The following is a 20234-nucleotide window of genomic DNA, read 5'->3' as shown; positions in this document are numbered from 1 at the left end:
GCTTCGCGCTCCGGATCGTCTGGCCGCGGAAACCACTGCTCCCGCTTCCCCCAATTCTTTGGCTAATCGCTTGCGCGTACAAAATATGGCTCGATTTCCCTGTCGTCCACCGGCTACGTACCGACCGCTACCGTCCGACACCCTTTCGACGACGACAAAACAAGCGCTCCCGGGGTAACCAGGCCCCCGCGAAAACTCCAAATGTCAAATAAACGTTCAATCAAGAGACGTTTGCGCCAAATCAGCGAGAAAACCAGGTCATTTTGTTATCTTGATAATTTGCGTCAAGAAAGCCGAATCGGCTGCTTCGAGTTTCTGCCATGACCCTATCCGTACCCCAATGCGCGCCCGCACTCGCTCCCGATTTGCAGTTGGGACACCCTGAGGTCGATACGATCCACGCCGAATATGTCCAGTTGCTCGACTTGACAGACAGTGCCACCGACGAAGCGTTTGTTGCGGCGCTGGATACCTGGATCGCTCACACCGAGCAGCACTTCGCGCAGGAAGAATCCTGGATGGAAGCGACGAACTTTGGCCCACGCCACTGCCACACCGGTCACCATCGCCATGTGCTGGAGGTGGCCGGCCTCGTACGCGCCAAGATAGTCGACGAGGGCCGCTTCGACCTGGGACGGCGACTGGTAAGCGAGGCGCGGGAGTGGTTCACGCATCATGTGGCGACAATGGACTCGATGATGGTCAATCACTTGCGAGAACACGGCATTGCTCATGCCGCGTGAATCGTCGGGAAGCCTGTCGATTCGAATCGCCCGCCAGCTGCCGCGCCACGCAAATGACATGACGGCCCAGGCCGCCCCCCCGGTCTGCGATATGACTCAGCGTTTGCGCGCGAGCCTTCACGGACTCCCACCCCCCTCTTCTGGACAAGTCGTCCGCGCACCATGGAAACAGACATCGTTATAGTTGGCGCCGGGCCCGTCGGCCTGTGCCTCGCGCGATCACTGAGTGGATCTGGCCTTCGGATTGTCGTGGTCGAACAGCAATCGCTCGACGAAATCGAGAATCCGAAATTTGACGGTCGCGAGATCGCGCTCACCCAACGGTCAGCGCGAATCATGCAGCAACTGGGCCTCTGGGATCGAATCGAACCCGACGACCGCTCTCAGCTTTCCGCCGCCAAGGTCTTCAACGGATCGTCGCTGAACGCACTGGAGATCGGCCACGAACTGGGCGGTCACAGCGAACTGGGCTGGCTCGTTTCCAATTACGTGATCCGCAAGGCCGCCTATGATGCGCTACGCGGCGGCATGACTGAGAACGGTAACGTCACGTTGCTCACGTCGGAAACGGTAACCGGCATCAAAACCGACAGCACGCGCGCCAGCGTAACGACAGGAAGCGGACTGACCATCTCGGCCAGTTTGATCGTCGCGGCAGATAACCGCTTTTCGACTACGCGCAAAATGATGGGCATTTCCGCCGAAATGCGCGATTTCGGCAAATCCATGCTGGTCTGCCGCATGACGCACGACGAGCCCCATCATCACACGGCGTGGGAGTGGTTCGGATATGACCAGACGCTCGCGCTGCTTCCGTTGAATCCCGATCCATCGACGAACGCGCATCGCTCTTCTGTGGTGCTCACGCTGCCAGGGCGCGAAATTGCGGACCTTGCACGTCTCGCCCCGGAAGAATTCCGCATGAACATCGAGCAGCGGTTCGCGCGGCGGCTCGGGTCCATGGAACTGGTGAGCACGCGTCACGTCTACCCGTTGGTTTCCGTTTATCCCGGACGGTTTGTCGGGCAACGTTTCGCGACAGTGGGCGATGCTGCAGTCGGCATGCATCCGGTGACCGCGCATGGGTTTAATTTCGGGCTCGTGGGTGTCGAAACACTGAGCAAAGAAATCCTCGATGCGCGACTCAACGGCCTCGACATTGCCGCGGACTCGGTCCTGGGACGGTACGAAAGCCGCCACCGCCGTGCGACCAGGCCGCTCTATCTCGCTACCCGGTTTATCACCGACGTCTTCACGAACAGCACCGCTCCGGCACGGCTGGCGCGAGACGTCATGTTGCGTGCCGCGTCACTCTTCATGCCGTTCAGGAAGGCCGTGGCGGCTTCCTTGACCGGCTAGTGGGGCAGATTCAGCCCGCAGTTGCCCCGCGTCGATTCGACAAACCGACGATTCGAATGGCTGCTACGTTCGGAAACCTGCGGGACATGCACAAACCACTCCCGCCAACGGGTTCCCGGCGGACACGCGCCTGACGCTCAGGTCCCTGGCGGCCGGGGCGGCACCCGCTCCCATCCGCCAGGACAGGACCGGACGTTCGGGTAGTAGCCTTCCGGCGCCGCGCAGTAATACCAGTAACCCGGTTCCGGCACCCCGCCGCCGCCGGATTCCTGTTGCTGGATTGGCTCCCGCTCGACGTACTGAACCGGCTCCTGCTCAGCTGAGCCGACGACCACGGGCCAGGCGGCTACCGGCGGGCCGTACCATGGCCACGGATAGCCCCAGACGAAGCTCGGGCCAAAAAAGACGCCGCCAAACGATACGCAGCAACCGTGACCGTGGTGAAAACCGCCGTGGTGAAAAGAGCCCCAGCCGTCGCTGCCGCCGCCGTGGTAAAAACCGCCGCCGCTATAGCCTCCAGGTCCCCTTCCCATCGCCGCGCCACTGAAAGCTACGGCCGCCAGCATCAGCAATAGCTGGCACACCTTGCGCCCATTCATGATGATTACCTCGAGAGTCCTGGCCGGTTCGGATTGGCGCTCTCGGGTCGATGAAAGCTTGCCCGTACCAAGGTGCCCTTGATCCGGACCGGCTGCATCAAGTTTATGAAGTTCTGGGGCGTTTTGCCTGGCTGGTTTCCTGTGAACGCCCCGCGGGACGCCGGGGACATCGGGTATCGGGTTCACCCTCTCAGACTCACGGCGTAGCTAACTCCAGCCAGGCATCCACCACTTGCAGCCGATCGGATTTAGCCCCTTGTTGCCGCGTGCTCACGGCTGGGGTCAGCGCCGTGCTCGAAGTACGAACGCTGCCGAATAACGACACAGGGGTGTTGCTGCATGCAACACCCCTGTGACAAGCGGCAGGATTGGAAACAGCGTAGTGGTTACGCAAGCAAACGAAGTCGCGCGTCAGTCATCATCGCGCTCAGGCGCCGCTGCGGGCATCCTGCGATAGATCGTGTTGCGCGACACGCCGAGCGAGCGCGCCACAGCAGACACGTTGCCACCGTGGCGCGCGAGTGCGGCCGCAATGACCGACGTGGCGACGTCCTGCAGACTTCCGCCGTGCGGGACGGGCACGCCGCCCAGGTGCGGCGCGTGCGCCGCTGCACCCAGCGCATCGTCGCAACGCAGGTCTTCGAAAAAGTCTTCAGGCAAATGCTCGCGCCGGATCACCCCATCGTCGTCGACCATCGCTGCCGCAGTGCGCAGCAGGTTGCCGAGCTGCCTGAAGTTGCCCGGCCAGGTGCAGCGCTCGAACAGCGCCATGACATCAGGCGCGACACTGAGCGGCCGATGGCCCGCGCTAGCCGCCGATTCGTGCTGCAACATCTTCTGGATCACGATGGAAAGGTCACTGCGATCGCGCAGGGGCGGCAGCCGAACCACGAGGCCGTTGAGCCGGTAATAGAGATCCTCGCGGAAACGGTGCTGCGCGATCAACTCGCGCAGATCACGGTGCGTCGCGCAAATAATGGCGATATCGACAGGGATGCTCTTTGCCGAACCGAGGGGATTGACGACCCGCTCCTGCAGCACGCGCAACAGACGCACCTGCAGCGGATGCGGCATGTCGCCGATTTCGTCAAGAAAGAGCGTGCCGCCGTTGGCCTGCAGCAACTTGCCAACGGCGCCCTTTCGCCGTGCGCCGGTAAACGCACCCTCTTCGTAGCCGAACAGTTCAGATTCGATCAGCGTCTCCGGAATCGAGGCGCAGTTGACCGCGACGAACGGCCCGTCGCGACGCGGCGAATCATTGTGCGTCGCCTGGGCGAGCAGTTCCTTGCCGGTACCGGTTTCGCCGGTGATCAGAATCGGGATGTCCTTGCCGATCACCTTGCGGACCTTCGCGATGACCGACGCCACCTGAACGTCGCCCGTGTCGAGGTACCCGAGCCGCGACAGAACCGCGGCCGGTTGCGGGACGCTTGCGCGCGCGGGCCGACGTGCGCTGTCGTGCACGTCGGCCGGGCGGCTGCCTTCAGCGGCCGACGCGCGCCTGAACTGCACGCGGGCGCAGACGACGGTCCCATTGCTCAGGTTCAGCATGGTGTACGGATCGAGACTCCCACGGACGCGATCGATCAGTTGCGTGCTCGTGAGCTGGAACAGCGACGACAACGTGTGCGCCCGCAACCCGGCTAGCGGCATCCCGAGCTGAAACTGCGCGCTGCGGTTCGCGGACAGGAAGCGCCCATCGTTTGTGAATGCGACGATGCCTTCCATCAGCGTCCCGAGAAACTCAGGACGACTATGAAACGATACTTGCAACGTCTCTTGAAAGGTCGTCGTGAACAGATGATTCTCGATCATCTGCACGGACATCTTCGCGAGCGCCATCGTGTGCGGGTGATAGCTGCGATGATCTCCTGTCACGTCTAGCACGCCGATCACATCGCCGTACGGATCGATAATCGGCACGCTCGAGCATGTCAGGAACTGGTTTGCCGAGAGATAGTGCTGGTTGCCGTGGACCACCATCGCACAGCTTTCGGCAAGCGCCGTGCCGATCGCATTCGTGCCTTGCCGGTTCTCGGACCAGTTTGCGCCAGGACGTAACGCCACTTTCTCCGCACGCTGCAGGAAGTCGTCGTCGCCGACGGAGTGGAGTATCAGGCCTTCGGCATTCGTCAACACGATCATGCTCTGCGTATTGATGATCTGCTCGTGCAGCGTTTCCATCACGGGCATCGCATGCGCGCACAACGCGCGGTTCTGTTCGCGCTTGAGCGTGAGTCCCGCACTCGTGAGGACGTCATAGTCCGGCCGCGCCGACGACCTCAGCCCGAACGTCTCCGAACGTTCGTGCGCCTTCCGGAGTGACGGCGCGGGCCAAACGGCCCGCACGGCCGCCTCAGCGTCGGCCGGTTGAACGTCATTGCGCATTGTCTCCTCCAGATGGCCCGGTGTCCTGCCGGATGTTTGTTGTCGATACACGCAGGGTCCACGTCACACAGTCGTCGGACCCGATGATCGGCGCCGGGCGTGCGCGGCGCACAGCGCCCGGTAGAAGCGATCGCGACGCCGGTTCGCATCGGCCATCGCGCAGCCGGAAGTCACGGCTGGCTCGCTCTTTATTACTGGAATCGCCCACGTCTCGATATTCGGACTCACCCCAACGCATCAGTCGTCCAGCGCGCGCCCTGTGTCCTGCGCGGCCAGTAACTGCGCGCTAAACCGGGCGCAGGCAGAAATCACGGCCAACACATTCATTCGATCTAGATCAATAGCGCGCGATGTGCCCGGGAAGTGTCGACGCCAGCACGCTCGATGTCCGGAATGCAACCACTGTCATTTTCGGCAACACCGTGCGAGTCGAGGTGTACCGGAATGAAACAGATCGATCGCCCCGAACACATCACGGATGAATCCGCGTTTTCGACTCGAAGCCATGTCCGCCGTGCCTCCCGGACGAATGGCATACGACTTGCATAAATGCGCACGCTCGCGCACGGCGTCGTCCGGACGCCCAACAACGCGCGCATCGCGGCAGTGCATTTACAAATATCCAGGAGACAACTATGAAGCGACGTTCGACAACGGCCCGCCGGTTAGCGGCGTATAGCATCGGCATGGCGGCCGTGTTGACGCTAACCGCTGTTTCGGTGAATGCAGCCGCCGACTATCCGCCCGTGACCTACGACCGCCTCGCCAACGCGCAAAGCGATCCCGGCTGGCTCACTTACTATCGGACTTACAGCGGCCAATCGCACTCGCCGCTCAAACAGATCGACGCCTCCAACGTCGCCCAGTTGAAGCAGACATGGAGCTACCAGTTTCCCGCCGAACTGAAGCAGGGATTCGAGGCGACTCCGATCGTCAACGGCAATTATCTTTTTGTAAGCACGCCGAAAGACAACGTCTACGCATTCGACGCGAAGACAGGCACGCAGCTCTGGAAATATGAGCCGAAGCTCGGTGCGGAATCGTTCAAGACGGCTTGCTGCGATGTCGTGAACCGCGGTGTCGCCCTGTACGGCAAGAACGTGTACGTCGCCATGTTGAGCGGCGAAGTTGCTGCGCTCGATGCCCAGTCCGGCAACGTAATCTGGAAGAAGCAGATGTTCGAACCGGGCCTCGGCTACGCGTTCTCCCTCGCCCCGCTCGCGCTGGACGGAGCGATCATCGTCGGTACATCGGGTGGTGAATACGGGATCCGCGGATACATCGCCGCGCTCGATCCCAGGAACGGTTCGATCTTGTGGAAGCGCTACACGATCCCCGGCTCTGGAGAGAAAGGCGCCGAAACCTGGCCCGACGGCATGCAGGGACACGGCGGCGGCGCCGCGTGGCTGACCGGCACCTACGATGCCGCAACCCAGACGCTGTATTGGGGCGTCGGCAATCCGGGCCCGTGGCTCGCTGCGCTGCGTCCCGGGGACAATCTCTACTCCGATTCACTACTCGCACTGGATCCCAAAACGGGCAATCTGAAGTGGCACTACCAGTACACGCGAAACGACACCTGGGACTATGACGGCGTAAACACGCCGATCCTTGCCAAAATCCGATATAAAAACAAGGATTACGAAGCAATTATCCACGCCGACCGCAACGGATTCTTTCACGCCATCGACCGCGAAACCGGCAAGCTGATCTACGCCGAGCCGTTCGTTACGGCAACCTCGGTGACCGGTTACGCAGCGGACGGCACCCCGGTTCAGGACGAAAGCAAGTATCCGAAAGCCGGCACGACGATCGATACGTGCCCGAGCTTTCTTGGTGGAAAGAACTGGTGGTCGGTCTCGTATGACCCCGAGCGCCACATCGCGGTCGTGCCGGCGTTGCACGCGTGCATGAGCCTTTCGGGCAAGTCGGTCAGCTACATGGAAGGTTTGCCATATCTCGGCGAAGGCTTCGAGATCAAGCCCGAACCGGGCAGCCAGGGCTATGGCGAACTGCAGGCCATCGACGTGGACACCGGCAAGAAGCTGTGGGGCCACTGGACGAAGATGCCGTGGAATGGCGGCGTCGCGACCACTGCGAGCGGCCTGGCGTTCAGCGGCTCGCTCGATGGCCATCTGTACGCGTTCGACGTCGCGACAGGCAAAGTGCTCTGGGAAAGCCCGCAACTCGCGAGCGGCATCATCGCACAACCCTCGGTGTTCGAGGTCGACGGCAAGGAGTACGTCGCGGTGCTCGCGGGCTATGGCGGCGCCAATCCGATCTGGGGCGGCCCGATGGCCGAAGTCGCCAAGGACGTCCCGCGCGGCGGCACGCTCTACGTGTTCGCGCTCGATCACAGCTGATCGCGACTTCCCCGCTCTCCCAAGTCGCGCCCTTGCACTTCGTGCCGGGCGCGACACCCCCGCCTTTCCCGGAACGCAAGACCATGAATACTCGACTCACCCAGATCGCCGCAGCGGGCGCGCTCGCGGCAAGCATCGCGTCGACACCCGTGCACGCATCGGCCGGCGTGCGCGTCTGCACGATGCCCGGCAGCCCCTCGACCGCGCTCGATCAAGCCGTCGCACGCGCCGTGTTGCGCACGGCGGGCATCAGCGCGACGTTCGTGGCGCACGGCATCGACGACGGCAATGACGACGACGGCATCTCCGCCCGCGAACTCATGAAATCACTCGGACGCAACTGCGATGTGATCGCCGGCTTTCCGCGCTCGGCTCAAGCCGATGCATCGGACTCGCATCTGAGCTTCTCAGAGGGCTATCTGCGCTCCGGATACGTCGCCGTCACATTGCGCGATGCTCGCCCGGTTGCGCCGGTCGATGGCAAGGAGACCATCGCCGCCACCTGGTCGAGCCCGTCGCAACTGATCGCGGTCCAGCAGAAAAACGCCCGGTTCGATCTTGAGAACTCGTCCGCACTGACCGTCGACGCCGTCGCGAAGCGCCGCGCGCAGCGGGCGATCGTGTGGTATCCGGCGGTGGTCGCGTATCAGCGCGCGCATCCGCAATTGCACTTCGACGTTGCGCCAGTGCGATCCGAGTATGCCGACTGGAGTCTCGTGTTCGCGTCCGGTCCGAATACCGACGGCCTGCAGACGCGGATCAATCGTGCGCTATCGCGAATGAGCGCCGACGGTCGCCTCGCTTCGCTCACGCGTAGCTGGACGCTGCCCGACTCCGTCCTGCATGCAGCCGCTACGCCCGTTCGCGCCCGCAATCCCCTCATCATGAACGCAGCGTGGACGAACGCGCCGGCGCTGCCCGTAAACGGGACACAGCGCGGTACGCAGCAAGGTGGCGGCTTCATCAAGGTCTCGGCAAGCGGCGGCGGCGCGGCGCCTTCATTCAACGATGCGCAAGTTGCACACGGCAAGGATCTCTACGCCGGCGCGTGCGCGAAATGCCACGGCGTGGAACTCGATGGCATCACGGGACCTGCTCTGAGCGGCCCGGCATTCGCGCCGGCGTCGAACTCACATCTGACGATCGGCGGCATCTATCAATACATGTCGACGAACATGCCCGCCGACCGTCCCGGGAAATTGTCCGATGACGAATATGCCGACGTCATGGCGTTCCTCCTCTACACGAACGGCTACGAGTCCGGCGGCGCGAAGCTGACCGCCGCAGACGCAGCCGCGTCGACGACGCCGCTTAACGCCGGACCTCGCCATTAGCAAATAGCAACGCGCCCCTTTCACGGGGCGCGTTGAGCAAACCGACCGCATTTCTATATAGCTAAGGACTTCATAATGATTTTCAAAAATCGCAGGACTTTCATCATTCACGCCGCGAGTCTTTGCGCGACGCTCGCGACTGCGGACCGGGCATTCGCGTCCGCGCCGCTCGTCGACGAAAACGACCCGGCCGTGAAGCCGCTCGGCTATCGCGCGAAGGCCAGCACCGTCGATTCCGCGCAGTTCCCGAAATTTCACGCTGGCGAGCATTGCGCGAACTGCCGCTTCTACACCGGCGGCGCACACGATGCCGCGGGTGCGTGCCCGATGTTTCCGGGCAAGTCGGTTTCTGCCGACGGCTGGTGCAACGTTTACGCGCTACGTGCCTGAGCACCTGCGCCGCCCTCGCTCAAAAACGATCGTCGCCGCTCCTGCGGTTTTCCTCAGACAATACCGAGAGCTAACCAACATCGCATAAAACGCCACGCATCCTGTCAGACGTGATCCACGTCAAACGACCCGCGCCGATCCATGCTCCAATTCATGTCGTGGCGCGGCGACTGCGCGGGTCGTGGAGACGACGATGAAGCTCACTTTTCTGGGTGGAGCGGAAACGGTAACGGGGTCCCGCTTTCTGCTGGAAGCGGCCGGCAAGCGCGTGCTGATCGACTGTGGACTGTTTCAGGGCACGAAGAACCTGCGTCGGCGCAACTGGGAAACGCTGCCGGTCCCCGCCGCGTCGATCGACGCCGTGATCCTGACGCACGCGCACATCGACCACTGCGGCTACTTGCCCGTCCTCGCACGCGACGGCTTTCGCGGCCCGGTTTACTGCACACCCGGAACGGCGGATCTGTGCGAAGTGATGCTGCGCGACAGCGCGCGGCTGCAGGAAGAGGAAGCGGCGTTCGCCAACGCTCACGGCTACTCGAAACATCATCCGGCGTTGCCGCTTTATACGCTCCAGGATGCGGAACGCGCGCTCCGCCTCATCGGTCCGCGCGAATTCGATGCGCCCGCGTGGCTCAACAGCCAGCTCGGCTTCCGGCTCCTGCCCGCCGGGCACATTCTCGGCGCCGCCAGCGTGGTGCTGTCCTGCAACCACACGCTGATCGCGTTCTCCGGCGACCTTGGCCGCCCAGACGATCCGCTGATGCGCGCACCCGCACCGCCCGCGCACGCCGACTATCTCGTCATCGAGTCAACCTACGGCGACCGCCTGCACAAAGCGCTCAATCCCGAGGACGAACTGGCCGAGGTGTTCGCGCGCACCTTTGCGCGAGGCGGCGTCGTGGTGATGCCGTGCTTCGCCGTGGGACGCGCCCAGGAGATTCTGTACTACATCGCGCGACTCAAGGAGGCCGGACGCATGCCCAGCATCCCGGTCTACCTCGACAGCCCGATGGCGATCAGCGTCACCGACCTGTACCGCCGGCATATGCACGAGCACCGGCTCACGCTCTCGCAGTTGTATGCCATCGACCATGCGTCCTTCATGACGCGTACGGTCGACGAATCGAAAGCCATCGCCGGGCGGCGCGGACCGAAGGTGATCATCGCAGGCAGCGGCATGGCGACCGGCGGCCGCGTGCTGCATCACCTCGCGCACTACGCGCCCGATCCGCGCAACACGATTGCGCTCGTCGGCTATCAGGCCGCGGGGACGCGCGGCGCGGCGCTCGAAGCCCATGAGCCGAGCATCAAGCTGCACGGCGAATATGTGCCGGTGTGCGCCGAAGTCGCGTCGATTTCATCGCTGTCCGCGCACGCGGATTACACCGAGACGCTGCGCTGGCTCGCTGACATGACCTGCCCGCCGGAGCGCACCTTCGTCACGCACGGCGAACCGGCGGCGGCAGATGCGCTGCGGCGGCGCATCACGGAGAAGCTGGGCTGGCGCTGCGATGTGCCAACCTGGCTGGAATCGGTCGACCTGCCTGAGCGTGACAAGCTGAAACGCCCATACCCGGCAGACGAGTCAGCACCCGCCGCCTGAGCACTCAGGCAGCCCGCTCGCCCTTCAGATGTTGACGTAGATCACCAATCGAGCCGCACGCGTTTCTAGACTCCATTCACCATGACGGCGCGTTAAGCGCCCTTTCGCCCGTTTGGGCACTTCCGGAGGCGTTGCAGCGATGAGCTACAAAACCCTGCTTGTCCACCTTGATACGAGCAATCGCGTGCAAGCGCGACTGGAAATCGCGTTGCGCCTCGCACGCCGGTTCGACGCGCACCTCACGGGACTGTTCGCGACGTTCGTGCCCGATCCTCGCGAGTTCCGCGTCATGGCCGGCTCCGCCAGCTGGTTCGAAACCCATCGCAAGCTGCGCGAAGAGCAGCGCGGCGCGGCCGAGCGCATCTTTCGCGCCGAGTTGCTGCGCGCCGGGGTGGAGGGCGACTGGATAGCAGCGTCGCAAGACGCCGAGCAATCGGTCATTACGCACAGCCGTTACGCCGATCTCATCATCGTCGGACAGAGCGACCCGGACGACCCGGAAACGTATGTCGCCGATCGTTTTCCTGAGACCGTCGTGTTGACGTCCGGCCGTCCGGTGCTGGTCGTGCCCTACGCGGGTCGCCACGAAGCAGTCGGCTCGCGGGCGCTGGTTGCCTGGAACGGCAGCCGCGAGGCGTCGCGTGCGGTCCACGACGCGATGCCGTTCCTCGCCCGCGCGGAACGGGTCACGGTCGTGCGCATCAATACCCCCGGTTCGCCCGTGCCGGTTCGCGCACCGGGCACCGACATCACACAGACACTTGCACGGCACGGCGCGAATGTCGACATCGTCGAGATTTCGAACGACATCGATGAAACCTGCGGCGACGCGCTGCTCTCTCTCGCCGCCGATGAAGCCTACGACCTCGTCGTGATGGGCGCCTATGGCCATGCGCGCTGGAAAGAGCAGGTAGTGGGTGGCGTGACCCGCACGATGTTCGACTCCGCGACGCTCCCGGTCCTCATGTCGCACTAAAATCTGCGGCGGTACGCGCACAATCGAAGCCAAACTAACAAAAGGCCACGCCATCGTCGATGACGCACCGACGGGCCGGGCGCAAAACAGTCTTGCCGGAGAAACATATCGTGTACACACGCATACTCGTCCCGCTGGACGGCAGCGAAACCGCCTCGAGCGCGCTTGAGACCGCACTGCAACTTGCTGTCGACATGAAGGCTGAGCTACGGCCGATCTACGTCATCGATGTGCCGATACTGGCGTTCGACTCCCCCGGTTTCGACCCCACGATCATTCGCGACGCCTACGAGGTAGAAGGGCAGCGCGTGACAGCGCAGGCCGAGGCACGCATGAAGCAGCGCGGCGTGACCGGCACCGCTCGGATCGAGGAAGTTTCCGCGCCCGGCGAAGATGTCGCTGAGCGCATTCTGCTCGCCGCGGCGGACTGCAAGGCAGACCTCATCGTGATGGGCACGCACGGGCGTCGCGGGCTGCGGCGCCTCGTGCTCGGCAGTGTCGCCGAGCGGGTGCTGCGCGGCACAACGTTGCCTGTGCTGCTCGTGTCTTCGCGTGCGCAAGCCGCTGCGCTCGAAGCAGGCGCTTCCAGCTAACAACGCACCGGTTCGTGGCGTCGTTTCGGCCGCCTCGCGTGCCGCGGGTGCGAAATCGACACGTAGTGCCCGTAGTGGAGTGTCCCCTGCCGGACAGACGATCGGCGAGATAACACGGATACTTTGCGTGCGGATGGAGCCCCACAGCCCCAACGAGATCCGCATCCTCGACAAACGGAGAACCCAGATGCACCGAGCAGCTTCCGAGATCGACCGTTCATTGCCTCGCCTGAAGGCACCGTCTGCGAATAGCAGGTTGGCGCTCGCCGCCGTCGCGCTCGCAGCGACCCTCGGATCCGCCTGCGTTCACGCGCAATTGCCCGAGCCGACCCAACTCGTCGACGCGCAGCACTGCATGTTCTGCCACACCACCGATGCGCCTTTCCTCGCGCCATCGTTCCATCAGATTGCCGAGCGCTATCGCGATACGCCGCATGCAGACGCGATACTGGAAAAGAAGTTGCGACTCGGCGGCCCGGCACACTGGGGCGAGACGCCCATGCCGCTGCCCGCGGACCGGGGCGGTCCGCTCTCCCGCGAGGATGCCCACGTGCTCGTCCAGTGGGTCTTGAGCCAGTAAGCCGAATTCTCCCTTCAGGAGTGCCGCCATGCGCATCACCGCTCATCTCGACCGCTATGATCCGCTCGACCCCGACGCGTGCGCCATCATCTGGCTCGACAAGCAAGCTGGAAAGTGGTCGCGGGAAGCTCACGTCGGTGCGGGCGTACCGCCATGGGGACTTTCGGGTCACACGCGGGACGGCACTTGCCTGCTAGCGGGCAACGACCGGCAACCGCTGTGCCTCCTCGAAGGACTCGACCTCGCGTCCGCGGACGGCCCGTTCGAAGGCGAAACAGGTGCCGTTCGCTGGCTGGCGCAAGACAGGGCCGCGTCGACGGAAGGACGATGGCATGTTCAGTGCATCGACACTACCGAGTCCAATCCCGACGAAAGCCTGTTCGCCGACGAAGGCCAATAGACGACGCGCGCGAACATCACTGCATAGCAGCGCCGGATTTCGTTCACATGTGGAACGCGCGACGGGTTTTGAGCTCGACCCACAGCACGCCCTCGCGCAAGCCCTCAAGAATGGCCGTCGTTTCGTTTTCGAACGTGCTGTGGTGGGTGAATTCGCGAGTGAACTGCGCTTCAGGCGGCGCGTAAGAAACGTGGATCCGGCATCCGAAGCCGCCCTGTGGCGCCGGCACGGTTTCCGCAATCACCGTCCACGCAGCCCCGCTGATGGTTCCATTCAGTGACATGATCGACGCTCCGTAGCAGGCGACTCGACTTGATCGTGTGGTGTTCCGGCATCCTGTCTGTAGGAGCACCCTTGAATGGAGAATAGCCGCGGCGAGAAGCGTACGATTGACGAAGATCAACTCGGCCAGCCAGGGTGCGGGGAACTGGCGGCTGACCTCCATCGAGTGAACCGCGTTCGCGGGGGGCAACATGCCGCAATCGCAGAACGTGTGCCAACGCGGGCGATTCTGTTTTCGACGGAAGGAGCCAACGCCATGACCATGCACGTTGATTTGAGCGGCGTACAGAACCGCTACCGGCTCTGCTTCGTACGTGACACATGGGCGTTCTTCACCAGGCTCACGCTCGATCGTCAATGGGGTGACAACTGGGAGCGCACGCCCTACGAGCGGTATGCCGGGGCACCGTACGCCGGTGAACCCGACCAGATTCTGAAACTGGCATTTGATGGTCCTCTGCTGCGGCCCGAAACTGGCGCGCACGGCGCAGCGTACAGCGTGGAAGAAATCAACAACGGCCGCGTCCCGTGGCTGCGCACTGAAAGCTATCTCGGTACGAAGCAGGTGTTCATCATGGCTGGGGTTACGATGGAAAAATTTGTCGCTTCGGTAGAACTGGCCGGTGGCACGGTCTACGTGCCGCTTGGCTGGGGCGACCTGACTCACCGCGACGGCACGATTGCCCCGGAAACGCCGGACCGGTCAGCTTGACGTCGCCCGCCTGGCGCGCCGCTGCAACGCACTCTCAATTCGGATAACAGCATGTCGACGGCGTTTCGCCGCTATGTGGGGATCGACTATTCGGGCGCTCAGACTTCGGATAACAGCTTGAAGGGCTTGCGCGTGTATATCGCGCCTACCCCGAACGATGTGTCCGTCGAAGCGCTTCCCCCGCCCAGTCCCCGCAAATACTGGACGCGACGCGGCGTAGCACTGTGGTTGGCCGATCTTCTGAGCGACGACGTCCCGACGATCGTCGGCATTGACCATAGCTTCTCTTTTCCCCTGCGCTACTTCGAAGCCCATCAGCTCGCGCCAGACTGGTATGCGTTCCTGGAAGACTTCCGCGAACATTGGCCGACGGATGAGCCCAATGTCTATGTGGATTTCGTTCGCGACGGGGTGGTCGGCAATGGCCAGGCGCGGCAGGGTAACCCTAGGTGGCGACGTATGGCCGAAGAGCGCTGTAGAGCAAAGTCCGTATTCCACTTTGATGTGCAGGGCTCGGTCGCCAAGTCGACGCATTCCGGTATTCCGTGGCTGCTATACCTGCATCGACAGCTCGGCGACAGGGTTCACTTCTGGCCATTCGACGGCTGGGATATTCCGGCAGGACGCTCGGCGATAGTGGAGGCGTATCCGTCGATGTGGAGGCGCGGATGTGTCGCACCCGCCGGCATGACCGACGACCAGTATGACGCGTACACGATTGCCGAGTGGCTGCGGTATGCCGATCTGGAAGAGCGCCTTTATTTGGCGCTGCACCCGCCGTTAAGCGCATCAGAGCGCGCGGTGGCTCAAGTCGAGGGGTGGATAGTCGGTGTGGGTGGTGTCCAGGACACTTGATCCGCGCGGCTATGGTCAGCCCTTCCTGCACGGGAAGGTCACTCAGTTACGCTCTATCTCTGCGGAAAAAAGCCGCACCAGTGGGGACCGGTGCGGCGAACACGCTATTGCAAAGAGGCAGATGCTAACCACGACATCTACCCGCTTGTTTAACGGCGCCGCTCGCGGAAAATTGAGGTTCTTCTGACAAATACGTTGCGTTGGGTGTGGTTCGAAACATCAAGGAGCAGTTGCAGATCGGCAGTTCGCAATTGCGGAAACTTCCCTCATAAGTGTTGGCTTCCCGCATGCTGGCGCCACGTTTTATAGCAACCTCAATAACCCAGTAGTTGAAAACAGACCACCTTCCTCTGAAACGTCGAGGTCGCTATCAGGTCTTTATGGAGCCCAGAGTCTGCGACGCCACCAGCTTCGGCAGTGGTTCGCATTTGCACTGGCACAAATCGTTCTCCAATGCGACCTGCTTACCCATCATCGTCATCGTCCGTGGTGAGCCGTCGCTGATGATGACACCATTCGTGCCGCAGGCAGGGCACTCGACGGAAGCGCCCAGGTAAGCGAAGAGTTGGCCTTGAAACGAGGTCCCGGCGATACCGTCAATCACGACCCCGTTGCGGTCGGTCTTGTCACCCTGGCGAATGAACCGTCGGTTCATATCGTAAGTCCCTCGGTCGGGGTCGCAGCGCTGCACGCTTGCTCTATCTCCGGTGGCCATACAGGTGCACGACAGGTCAACTGTGCCAAATAGTTTGCAAGGGCGAGAATGAACGTCGGTATGGCCGCGACAATCATCACCAGCCACATCAACGGATTTCCCGAATTCAAGAGGCTTGATGCGCCGTCAAATTGCAGCTTCAGAGAATTGCGAAACGAAACTTCGGCCGATAGAAATTCACTGACGGTCGGTATAGATGAAGGACCTTCCTCCATGAATCTCCGGAAGTATTCAAAGTTCTGATATAGCTCTTCCATCACCTTCTGACCGGCAGGGCTATCTTCGTCAAACGCTAATTCAACCCGTGTGCCGATTGAGAATGTGCCTACCACGCGCTTTTTGTCATCGAGAACCAAGCATCGAACTACGCGTGGCGCCGTTCGCGCCAAGCCGGCTCGCGGCTTACGCTCAATATAAAAAAATGCTTGACTCCAAGGTATCGATATAACACCACCCGGACCATTGTGTCGGAAGGCATATATCATTTTGTCTATCCGGTTAAGCCTAATAGGCTTCCGCGTGTAATTAAAGCAATCCCTCGTCAACCCCCAAATTCCTGCACTAGCCAAACACAGCATCACGAACAAAAAAAATCCCAATACACTATAGGCCATCCCCAATTCCCCCCGCTGCCCATAGATGGGAGGCATGTGCGTCATCATCCACAAAATAATGGCTGCAGTCACTAAAGAACCGAGCCCTGGTAATAGAAACGCGATAACACCCCATCCCTTTTGCAAATGATTTGCATCGCATATCTCGAGATAGTTTTCGCTCTTGGAAAAGACAGTGCGGTAGTCCTTCGGTGTATCAGACCATGACCGCGCAATCGCTAAACGTGATGCCCGTTCATCGTCGCTGACAGGGCGATTGAGGCGATACCAGGAAAGTCCGTCGAATGCCATCTCGCCCCCGTTACGAAATCATGGCAACAAACGCCTTTCGGTCTTCGTCCAAGCTAGGGAACGTTTGGGACGACTCTTTCAGACCAAAATAGCATCTCTCAAGCCATTCGTACACTTCTCGGCCTTTAAAGTAATTCATCAGTACTCCAAGTAAGGCCGCGATAATAAGTAGCGGCAAAGCGACGACAGCAGCAGCTGACGCCGAAAGGAATATGGAAACGATGCCAACAGTAAAGCCGACAGCGGCCGACGCCAAATCCAAGGCCATCATCGTCATGTTGCCCTCCTTCCAATCTCCCCATGCATGGTAGACATCGATGGCTGCCGACACGAACCCGACCAACGCCCCACCGAATCTACCAACAATTCCCAAGAATCGCCCAAACTTTCTTAGACCTTCCGACAACTCGACACTCCCCTTCTCAAGCTGTTCAAGCGCTGCAGAGCCGTACTGCGCTACGCTCGCCACAAGCCCACCAACGGCGTTGTCGAATACGACGCCGTTCTCGGTCTGATTGAACCGGTTCGACTTCTTTAGCTCCTCTCGCGCGAAGCGCAGATTGATGGCACTGAATATCGCCCCGATGCCTGCAAACCCGGGCTCTCCTTTAGCGACAAGCCGGAACTTCGGTATGTAAACCGTTTCGACCACCTCCGGCGTCAGCGTCACGCTCGCCAGCTTCTCGAAGCCCGGCTTCGCCTTCACGCCTGCCAGCACTGCAGCCTCCGTCGCAGGACTCTCGACCAGGACGAACTGTCTCGCCTTGACTGCCATGTCCGACTCCACCCCCGCCGAGGCAGCCTGCTTCTGAAGCTGCTTCTTCAGGTCCTCTACCTTGATTTGCTGACGGCCCGGCATCATTTCCTGCATCTGGCGGGCGATGTAGTTCACCCACTGGTTCACCGAACCGTATACCGCCTTGAACTCGAACAGCTTCTTCGTGCGCATGCACAGAGTCGCATACAGCACTTTTGCCGCGGCCGTATCGACACCCGCGCTGACCGCTTCAGCCACAGGCCCACCTGTCTCATGTAACAGTCGCGCCAGCGCCTTCGCAACACCAACCGTGATGCCCTTGTCCTTCGACTCTTCCACCTGTTCGATCGTGCTGTACGACTCGATGAGCTTCGCAACGAAGTCCCTGAGTTCCTTGTACGGATAACTGGAGGCCTCCTTGACCTTCCCGGCCAGCACCGGACTATTCAGAACGAACGCCCTCAGCAACGGATTGCGGGTATCGGTTACGCTGCCTTTGGCCCATTTGACGAGCACGTCGACAGCTTCCCTGCGGTCGGCCGAGCCTTCGATGCATCTCGCAAATGTGCTGGTATAGTTCAGCCCACATCGCCAGCTTCCTGGCTCGTAATCCGACTCGAACACATTCAGCAACGCCGCACTGGACAGCCAGGCCTGATGGTCTTGCGACAGCGGCACAAGCGTGCTCGTCTGCTCCTGGGTCATCGCATCTGCCATCGTCTTCCTGAAGTCGATGATGGCCTGCGGCCGATAGTGGAACTTATAGGGCTTCCATGCGTCCGTCCCCGCTGTAGCAAGCTCAGCCTCCTTGATCGCCTCGATGCTTTTGAGCCGCTTCTCCAGCGCCTTGCCACCGTCGATCAGAGTCCCGAGGCCCATACCACCGTAAGTATTGGCCTCCAGCATGCGGGCGCCACGTTTTACATCCTCCTTCGCCGATGCAACAACAGCCTCTTGCAGCGCGTCAATGGCACTGGCGGTCCAGACGCCATGCTCGTACGGCGCAAGTGCCGCGCCGAAAGCGACTCGCTGCTCGAAGTTGAGCTCCTGCGTGATGCCAACCGGGTCCCACAACGCGAAGAACAGCCCCTTGTCCGGCAGGATGGAATCCATCGCCTTTTTCAGGGCCGGGCCTTGCCCCGCACGGTCATGGTACGGAAAGCAACTGGTGACCAGCGCATCGGGATGGCCGCCCTTGTATTCGCTCAGAAGCCCCTCGAGATGGCCGACGCTATCCGCGTGCGGCTGGTTCATGTTGCCGTTGTACCAGCCGGTCGCATCGAACTTCTGCATCCGCTTGTCGCGACAGCCCATGAAGTTCGTCGCGTAAGCGTCGCGCACCTTCTTTGTCCAGAGTTCGTCGCTGAATGCCAGATACACGGTTCCGGCGTGTTCGGCGTCTTCAATGGTGATGCACTGGGCCAGTTGCGCGTGCCCGGGTTGACGACAGCTGAACGGCTTCTCGAAATTTCGGTCGAGATTGATGTCGACCGGATAGTCGTACAGGTATCCCTCGGCCGTTACGGCATATATCTGCCATCGCCGGGTCTTCGGATAGAAGATATACACGTAGCCGTAGCGCAAGGTGCGCAGCGTGTACTTCGCCTTTTTGAGCGCAATGCCGACGACGCCGTCACCAAACTTGCCACCCATGAGCGGTATCGCGCCGGCCGAGTTGTGAGCCGTGGAGTTCGCGACGACCCCATAGCGAACGGGCAGAATCGGCAATCCTTTTTTCTTGCACATGTTGCATGAATTGGGCGCACGCGAGCTTGTCTGCATCGCAGACTGGGTGAGCTGGGAAATGTCCGCAAAATTCGTGTTGAGTTCCATTCTTTAGCTTTTCTACGCGTACCTGGTCACACTGACTTATCAATCCGGATGCTCTCGCGCGCAATCGCTTCCCAGTCTGCTGCGCTCCATTCCGCTACCGCTTCGGCATACGAACCTTTCCGCGGTGCCTGCAAAACAGCTCGCACGCGCGGGTGACGGTCGAACTCGGGAGAAACGAGTGCGCCGTGAAGTGCGAATGCAAGCAGGTCCCCGCCAACGAGGCCGTAGACTTCGCCTTTTACAAGCTGCGAATCCAGCAGCGCCGGCATATCGGGACGAGGTGCCGTACCGTTGCGCCGGAGCACGTCGAGTGCGCGCTGAACCAGCTCGATGCGCGCGATTCGCTCGTACTGGTCCGCCGTAACGCCAAAAGCGATTTCCGGTTCGGCGGCGCCGTTGACCTCCGTCCAGCCGCTGATCGGGTCAAGAAACGTCCACGATGTAACCGGCCCCAGGAGCGCACCCATCTGCCCGGCCTTCAGGATGCGGCGCAGATGGGGAAACACGCGCGGGTCGTAGTAGCGGAAGACGGCGTCGCCCGAAGTCGGTGCGGGCAGGATCAACCGGTCCGCCAGATGTTGCCGCAGCCGGCCCGTGGCCTTGCCCGATTCGACAATGGCGCAGACGGCCGGCGGCAAGCCGTTATCGCGGTCGGATTCGGCACGCTCCCTCAACGCCGGCATTTGCAGTTCGGGATGCTCGGCGCAATACAGCACGGGAGCCACGCCCTCAAGCTCGGAACGCGCTGCCGGGACCAACTCGCCAACTTCATAAACGGATGGCACACCAGGCAGCTCAAGCTTCCCGTTGGCCGGTTCAACGATGACGTAATGAACCATGTGCC

19 protein-coding genes are annotated in these 20234 nt (G+C 61.6%); 12 read left to right on the top strand and 7 right to left on the bottom strand.

Annotated elements, in window-relative coordinates; genetic code table 11:
- Positions 1 to 320 precede the first annotated feature (320 nt).
- Together D1Y85_RS14520 and ubiM are read left to right on the top strand one after the other, a co-directional pair.
- On the top strand, positions 321 to 743 hold the full coding sequence (locus tag D1Y85_RS14520; protein WP_124151747.1) for a hemerythrin domain-containing protein: 423 nt from the start codon (positions 321 to 323) through the stop codon (positions 741 to 743).
- Between the two features lie 162 nt (positions 744 to 905).
- Positions 906 to 2102: a 5-demethoxyubiquinol-8 5-hydroxylase UbiM gene (gene ubiM / locus D1Y85_RS14515; RefSeq protein WP_124151746.1), complete on the top strand. Its 1197-nt coding sequence runs from the start codon at positions 906 to 908 to the stop codon at positions 2100 to 2102.
- A 137-nt stretch (positions 2103 to 2239) separates the two neighbouring features.
- On the opposite strand, the gene D1Y85_RS14510 is transcribed toward ubiM, so the two are convergent.
- On the bottom strand, positions 2240 to 2701 hold the full coding sequence (locus D1Y85_RS14510) for a hypothetical protein (RefSeq protein WP_124151745.1): 462 nt from the start codon (positions 2699 to 2701) through the stop codon (positions 2240 to 2242).
- 411 nt (positions 2702 to 3112) lie between these two features.
- Positions 3113 to 5089 carry a sigma-54-dependent Fis family transcriptional regulator gene (locus D1Y85_RS14505; RefSeq protein ID WP_124151744.1) on the bottom strand — a complete coding sequence of 659 codons (1977 nt, stop codon included), beginning with the start codon at positions 5087 to 5089 and terminating at the stop codon, positions 3113 to 3115.
- Positions 5090 to 5724: 635 nt separating this feature from the next.
- On the opposite strand from D1Y85_RS14505, the gene D1Y85_RS14500 reads away from it, so the two are divergent.
- The 8 genes from D1Y85_RS14500 to D1Y85_RS14465 all read left to right on the top strand — a co-directional run bounded on the left by D1Y85_RS14500 (position 5725) and on the right by D1Y85_RS14465 (position 13331).
- Complete coding sequence (locus tag D1Y85_RS14500; protein WP_124151743.1) at positions 5725 to 7452, top strand: methanol/ethanol family PQQ-dependent dehydrogenase; 1728 nt, start codon at positions 5725 to 5727, stop codon at positions 7450 to 7452.
- A gap of 83 nt (positions 7453 to 7535) precedes the next feature.
- Positions 7536 to 8786 (top strand): c-type cytochrome, encoded by a 1251-nt coding sequence (locus D1Y85_RS14495; RefSeq protein ID WP_124151742.1) that lies wholly within the window; start codon positions 7536 to 7538, stop codon positions 8784 to 8786.
- 75 nt (positions 8787 to 8861) lie between these two features.
- Positions 8862 to 9176: a high-potential iron-sulfur protein gene (locus D1Y85_RS14490; protein WP_124151741.1), complete on the top strand. Its 315-nt coding sequence runs from the start codon at positions 8862 to 8864 to the stop codon at positions 9174 to 9176.
- Between the two features lie 193 nt (positions 9177 to 9369).
- Complete coding sequence (locus tag D1Y85_RS14485) at positions 9370 to 10782, top strand: MBL fold metallo-hydrolase RNA specificity domain-containing protein (protein ID WP_124151740.1); 1413 nt, start codon at positions 9370 to 9372, stop codon at positions 10780 to 10782.
- A 139-nt stretch (positions 10783 to 10921) separates the two neighbouring features.
- Positions 10922 to 11758 (top strand): universal stress protein, encoded by an 837-nt coding sequence (locus D1Y85_RS14480; RefSeq protein ID WP_124151739.1) that lies wholly within the window; start codon positions 10922 to 10924, stop codon positions 11756 to 11758.
- A 110-nt stretch (positions 11759 to 11868) separates the two neighbouring features.
- The gene (locus D1Y85_RS14475) at positions 11869 to 12351 is read left to right on the top strand and encodes a universal stress protein (protein WP_124151738.1); all 483 of its coding nucleotides are present in this window, start codon (positions 11869 to 11871) and stop codon (positions 12349 to 12351) included.
- Between the two features lie 187 nt (positions 12352 to 12538).
- The gene (locus D1Y85_RS14470) at positions 12539 to 12931 is read left to right on the top strand and encodes a c-type cytochrome (RefSeq protein WP_246024910.1); all 393 of its coding nucleotides are present in this window, start codon (positions 12539 to 12541) and stop codon (positions 12929 to 12931) included.
- A 28-nt stretch (positions 12932 to 12959) separates the two neighbouring features.
- Positions 12960 to 13331: a DUF3564 family protein gene (locus D1Y85_RS14465; RefSeq protein ID WP_124151737.1), complete on the top strand. Its 372-nt coding sequence runs from the start codon at positions 12960 to 12962 to the stop codon at positions 13329 to 13331.
- Positions 13332 to 13374: 43 nt separating this feature from the next.
- On the opposite strand, the gene D1Y85_RS14460 is transcribed toward D1Y85_RS14465, so the two are convergent.
- On the bottom strand, positions 13375 to 13614 hold the full coding sequence (locus D1Y85_RS14460; protein WP_124151736.1) for a hypothetical protein: 240 nt from the start codon (positions 13612 to 13614) through the stop codon (positions 13375 to 13377).
- A 255-nt stretch (positions 13615 to 13869) separates the two neighbouring features.
- Here D1Y85_RS14460 and D1Y85_RS14455 point away from each other — a divergent pair, with 255 nt between their 5' ends.
- Positions 13870 to 14325 (top strand): hypothetical protein, encoded by a 456-nt coding sequence (locus D1Y85_RS14455; protein ID WP_124151735.1) that lies wholly within the window; start codon positions 13870 to 13872, stop codon positions 14323 to 14325.
- Positions 14326 to 14376: 51 nt separating this feature from the next.
- Positions 14377 to 15180, top strand: a complete 804-nt coding sequence (locus tag D1Y85_RS14450; RefSeq protein WP_124151734.1) for a hypothetical protein — start codon at positions 14377 to 14379, stop codon at positions 15178 to 15180.
- Between the two features lie 370 nt (positions 15181 to 15550).
- Here the strand turns inward: D1Y85_RS14450 and D1Y85_RS14445 are convergent, their stop codons facing one another.
- Genes D1Y85_RS14445 through D1Y85_RS14430 form a run of 4 tightly spaced genes read right to left on the bottom strand, consistent with a single transcriptional unit; the run spans position 15551 to position 20229 of the window.
- On the bottom strand, positions 15551 to 15835 hold the full coding sequence (locus D1Y85_RS14445; protein ID WP_124151733.1) for a PAAR domain-containing protein: 285 nt from the start codon (positions 15833 to 15835) through the stop codon (positions 15551 to 15553).
- Complete coding sequence (locus tag D1Y85_RS14440; protein WP_124151732.1) at positions 15832 to 16800, bottom strand: DUF6708 domain-containing protein; 969 nt, start codon at positions 16798 to 16800, stop codon at positions 15832 to 15834. The genes D1Y85_RS14445 and D1Y85_RS14440 overlap by 4 nt, the downstream gene beginning before the upstream one ends.
- Positions 16801 to 16810: 10 nt before the next feature.
- Positions 16811 to 19390 carry a T6SS effector BTH_I2691 family protein gene (locus D1Y85_RS14435; protein WP_124151731.1) on the bottom strand — a complete coding sequence of 860 codons (2580 nt, stop codon included), beginning with the start codon at positions 19388 to 19390 and terminating at the stop codon, positions 16811 to 16813.
- A gap of 26 nt (positions 19391 to 19416) precedes the next feature.
- The gene (locus D1Y85_RS14430) at positions 19417 to 20229 is read right to left on the bottom strand and encodes a DUF4123 domain-containing protein (protein ID WP_124151730.1); all 813 of its coding nucleotides are present in this window, start codon (positions 20227 to 20229) and stop codon (positions 19417 to 19419) included.
- Positions 20230 to 20234 lie beyond the last annotated feature (5 nt).

The sequence above is a fragment of the Paraburkholderia dinghuensis genome, from assembly GCF_003837865.1.
Lineage (GTDB): Bacteria > Pseudomonadota > Gammaproteobacteria > Burkholderiales > Burkholderiaceae > Paraburkholderia > Paraburkholderia dinghuensis.
Note: the sequence above shows the minus strand (reverse complement) of the source record. Positions and strands in the feature narration are given on the sequence as shown.

Coding starts and splice junctions, on each gene's coding strand:
- D1Y85_RS14520 (WP_124151747.1), top strand. CDS start 321: ATGACCCTATCCGTACCCCAATGCGCGCCCGCACTCGCTCCCGATTTG.
- ubiM (WP_124151746.1), top strand. CDS start 906: ATGGAAACAGACATCGTTATAGTTGGCGCCGGGCCCGTCGGCCTGTGC.
- D1Y85_RS14510 (WP_124151745.1), bottom strand. CDS start 2,701: ATGAATGGGCGCAAGGTGTGCCAGCTATTGCTGATGCTGGCGGCCGTA.
- D1Y85_RS14505 (WP_124151744.1), bottom strand. CDS start 5,089: ATGCGCAATGACGTTCAACCGGCCGACGCTGAGGCGGCCGTGCGGGCC.
- D1Y85_RS14500 (WP_124151743.1), top strand. CDS start 5,725: ATGAAGCGACGTTCGACAACGGCCCGCCGGTTAGCGGCGTATAGCATC.
- D1Y85_RS14495 (WP_124151742.1), top strand. CDS start 7,536: ATGAATACTCGACTCACCCAGATCGCCGCAGCGGGCGCGCTCGCGGCA.
- D1Y85_RS14490 (WP_124151741.1), top strand. CDS start 8,862: ATGATTTTCAAAAATCGCAGGACTTTCATCATTCACGCCGCGAGTCTT.
- D1Y85_RS14485 (WP_124151740.1), top strand. CDS start 9,370: ATGAAGCTCACTTTTCTGGGTGGAGCGGAAACGGTAACGGGGTCCCGC.
- D1Y85_RS14480 (WP_124151739.1), top strand. CDS start 10,922: ATGAGCTACAAAACCCTGCTTGTCCACCTTGATACGAGCAATCGCGTG.
- D1Y85_RS14470 (WP_246024910.1), top strand. CDS start 12,539: ATGCACCGAGCAGCTTCCGAGATCGACCGTTCATTGCCTCGCCTGAAG.
- D1Y85_RS14465 (WP_124151737.1), top strand. CDS start 12,960: ATGCGCATCACCGCTCATCTCGACCGCTATGATCCGCTCGACCCCGAC.
- D1Y85_RS14460 (WP_124151736.1), bottom strand. CDS start 13,614: ATGTCACTGAATGGAACCATCAGCGGGGCTGCGTGGACGGTGATTGCG.
- D1Y85_RS14455 (WP_124151735.1), top strand. CDS start 13,870: ATGACCATGCACGTTGATTTGAGCGGCGTACAGAACCGCTACCGGCTC.
- D1Y85_RS14450 (WP_124151734.1), top strand. CDS start 14,377: ATGTCGACGGCGTTTCGCCGCTATGTGGGGATCGACTATTCGGGCGCT.
- D1Y85_RS14445 (WP_124151733.1), bottom strand. CDS start 15,835: ATGAACCGACGGTTCATTCGCCAGGGTGACAAGACCGACCGCAACGGG.
- D1Y85_RS14440 (WP_124151732.1), bottom strand. CDS start 16,800: ATGGCATTCGACGGACTTTCCTGGTATCGCCTCAATCGCCCTGTCAGC.
- D1Y85_RS14435 (WP_124151731.1), bottom strand. CDS start 19,390: ATGGAACTCAACACGAATTTTGCGGACATTTCCCAGCTCACCCAGTCT.
- D1Y85_RS14430 (WP_124151730.1), bottom strand. CDS start 20,229: ATGGTTCATTACGTCATCGTTGAACCGGCCAACGGGAAGCTTGAGCTG.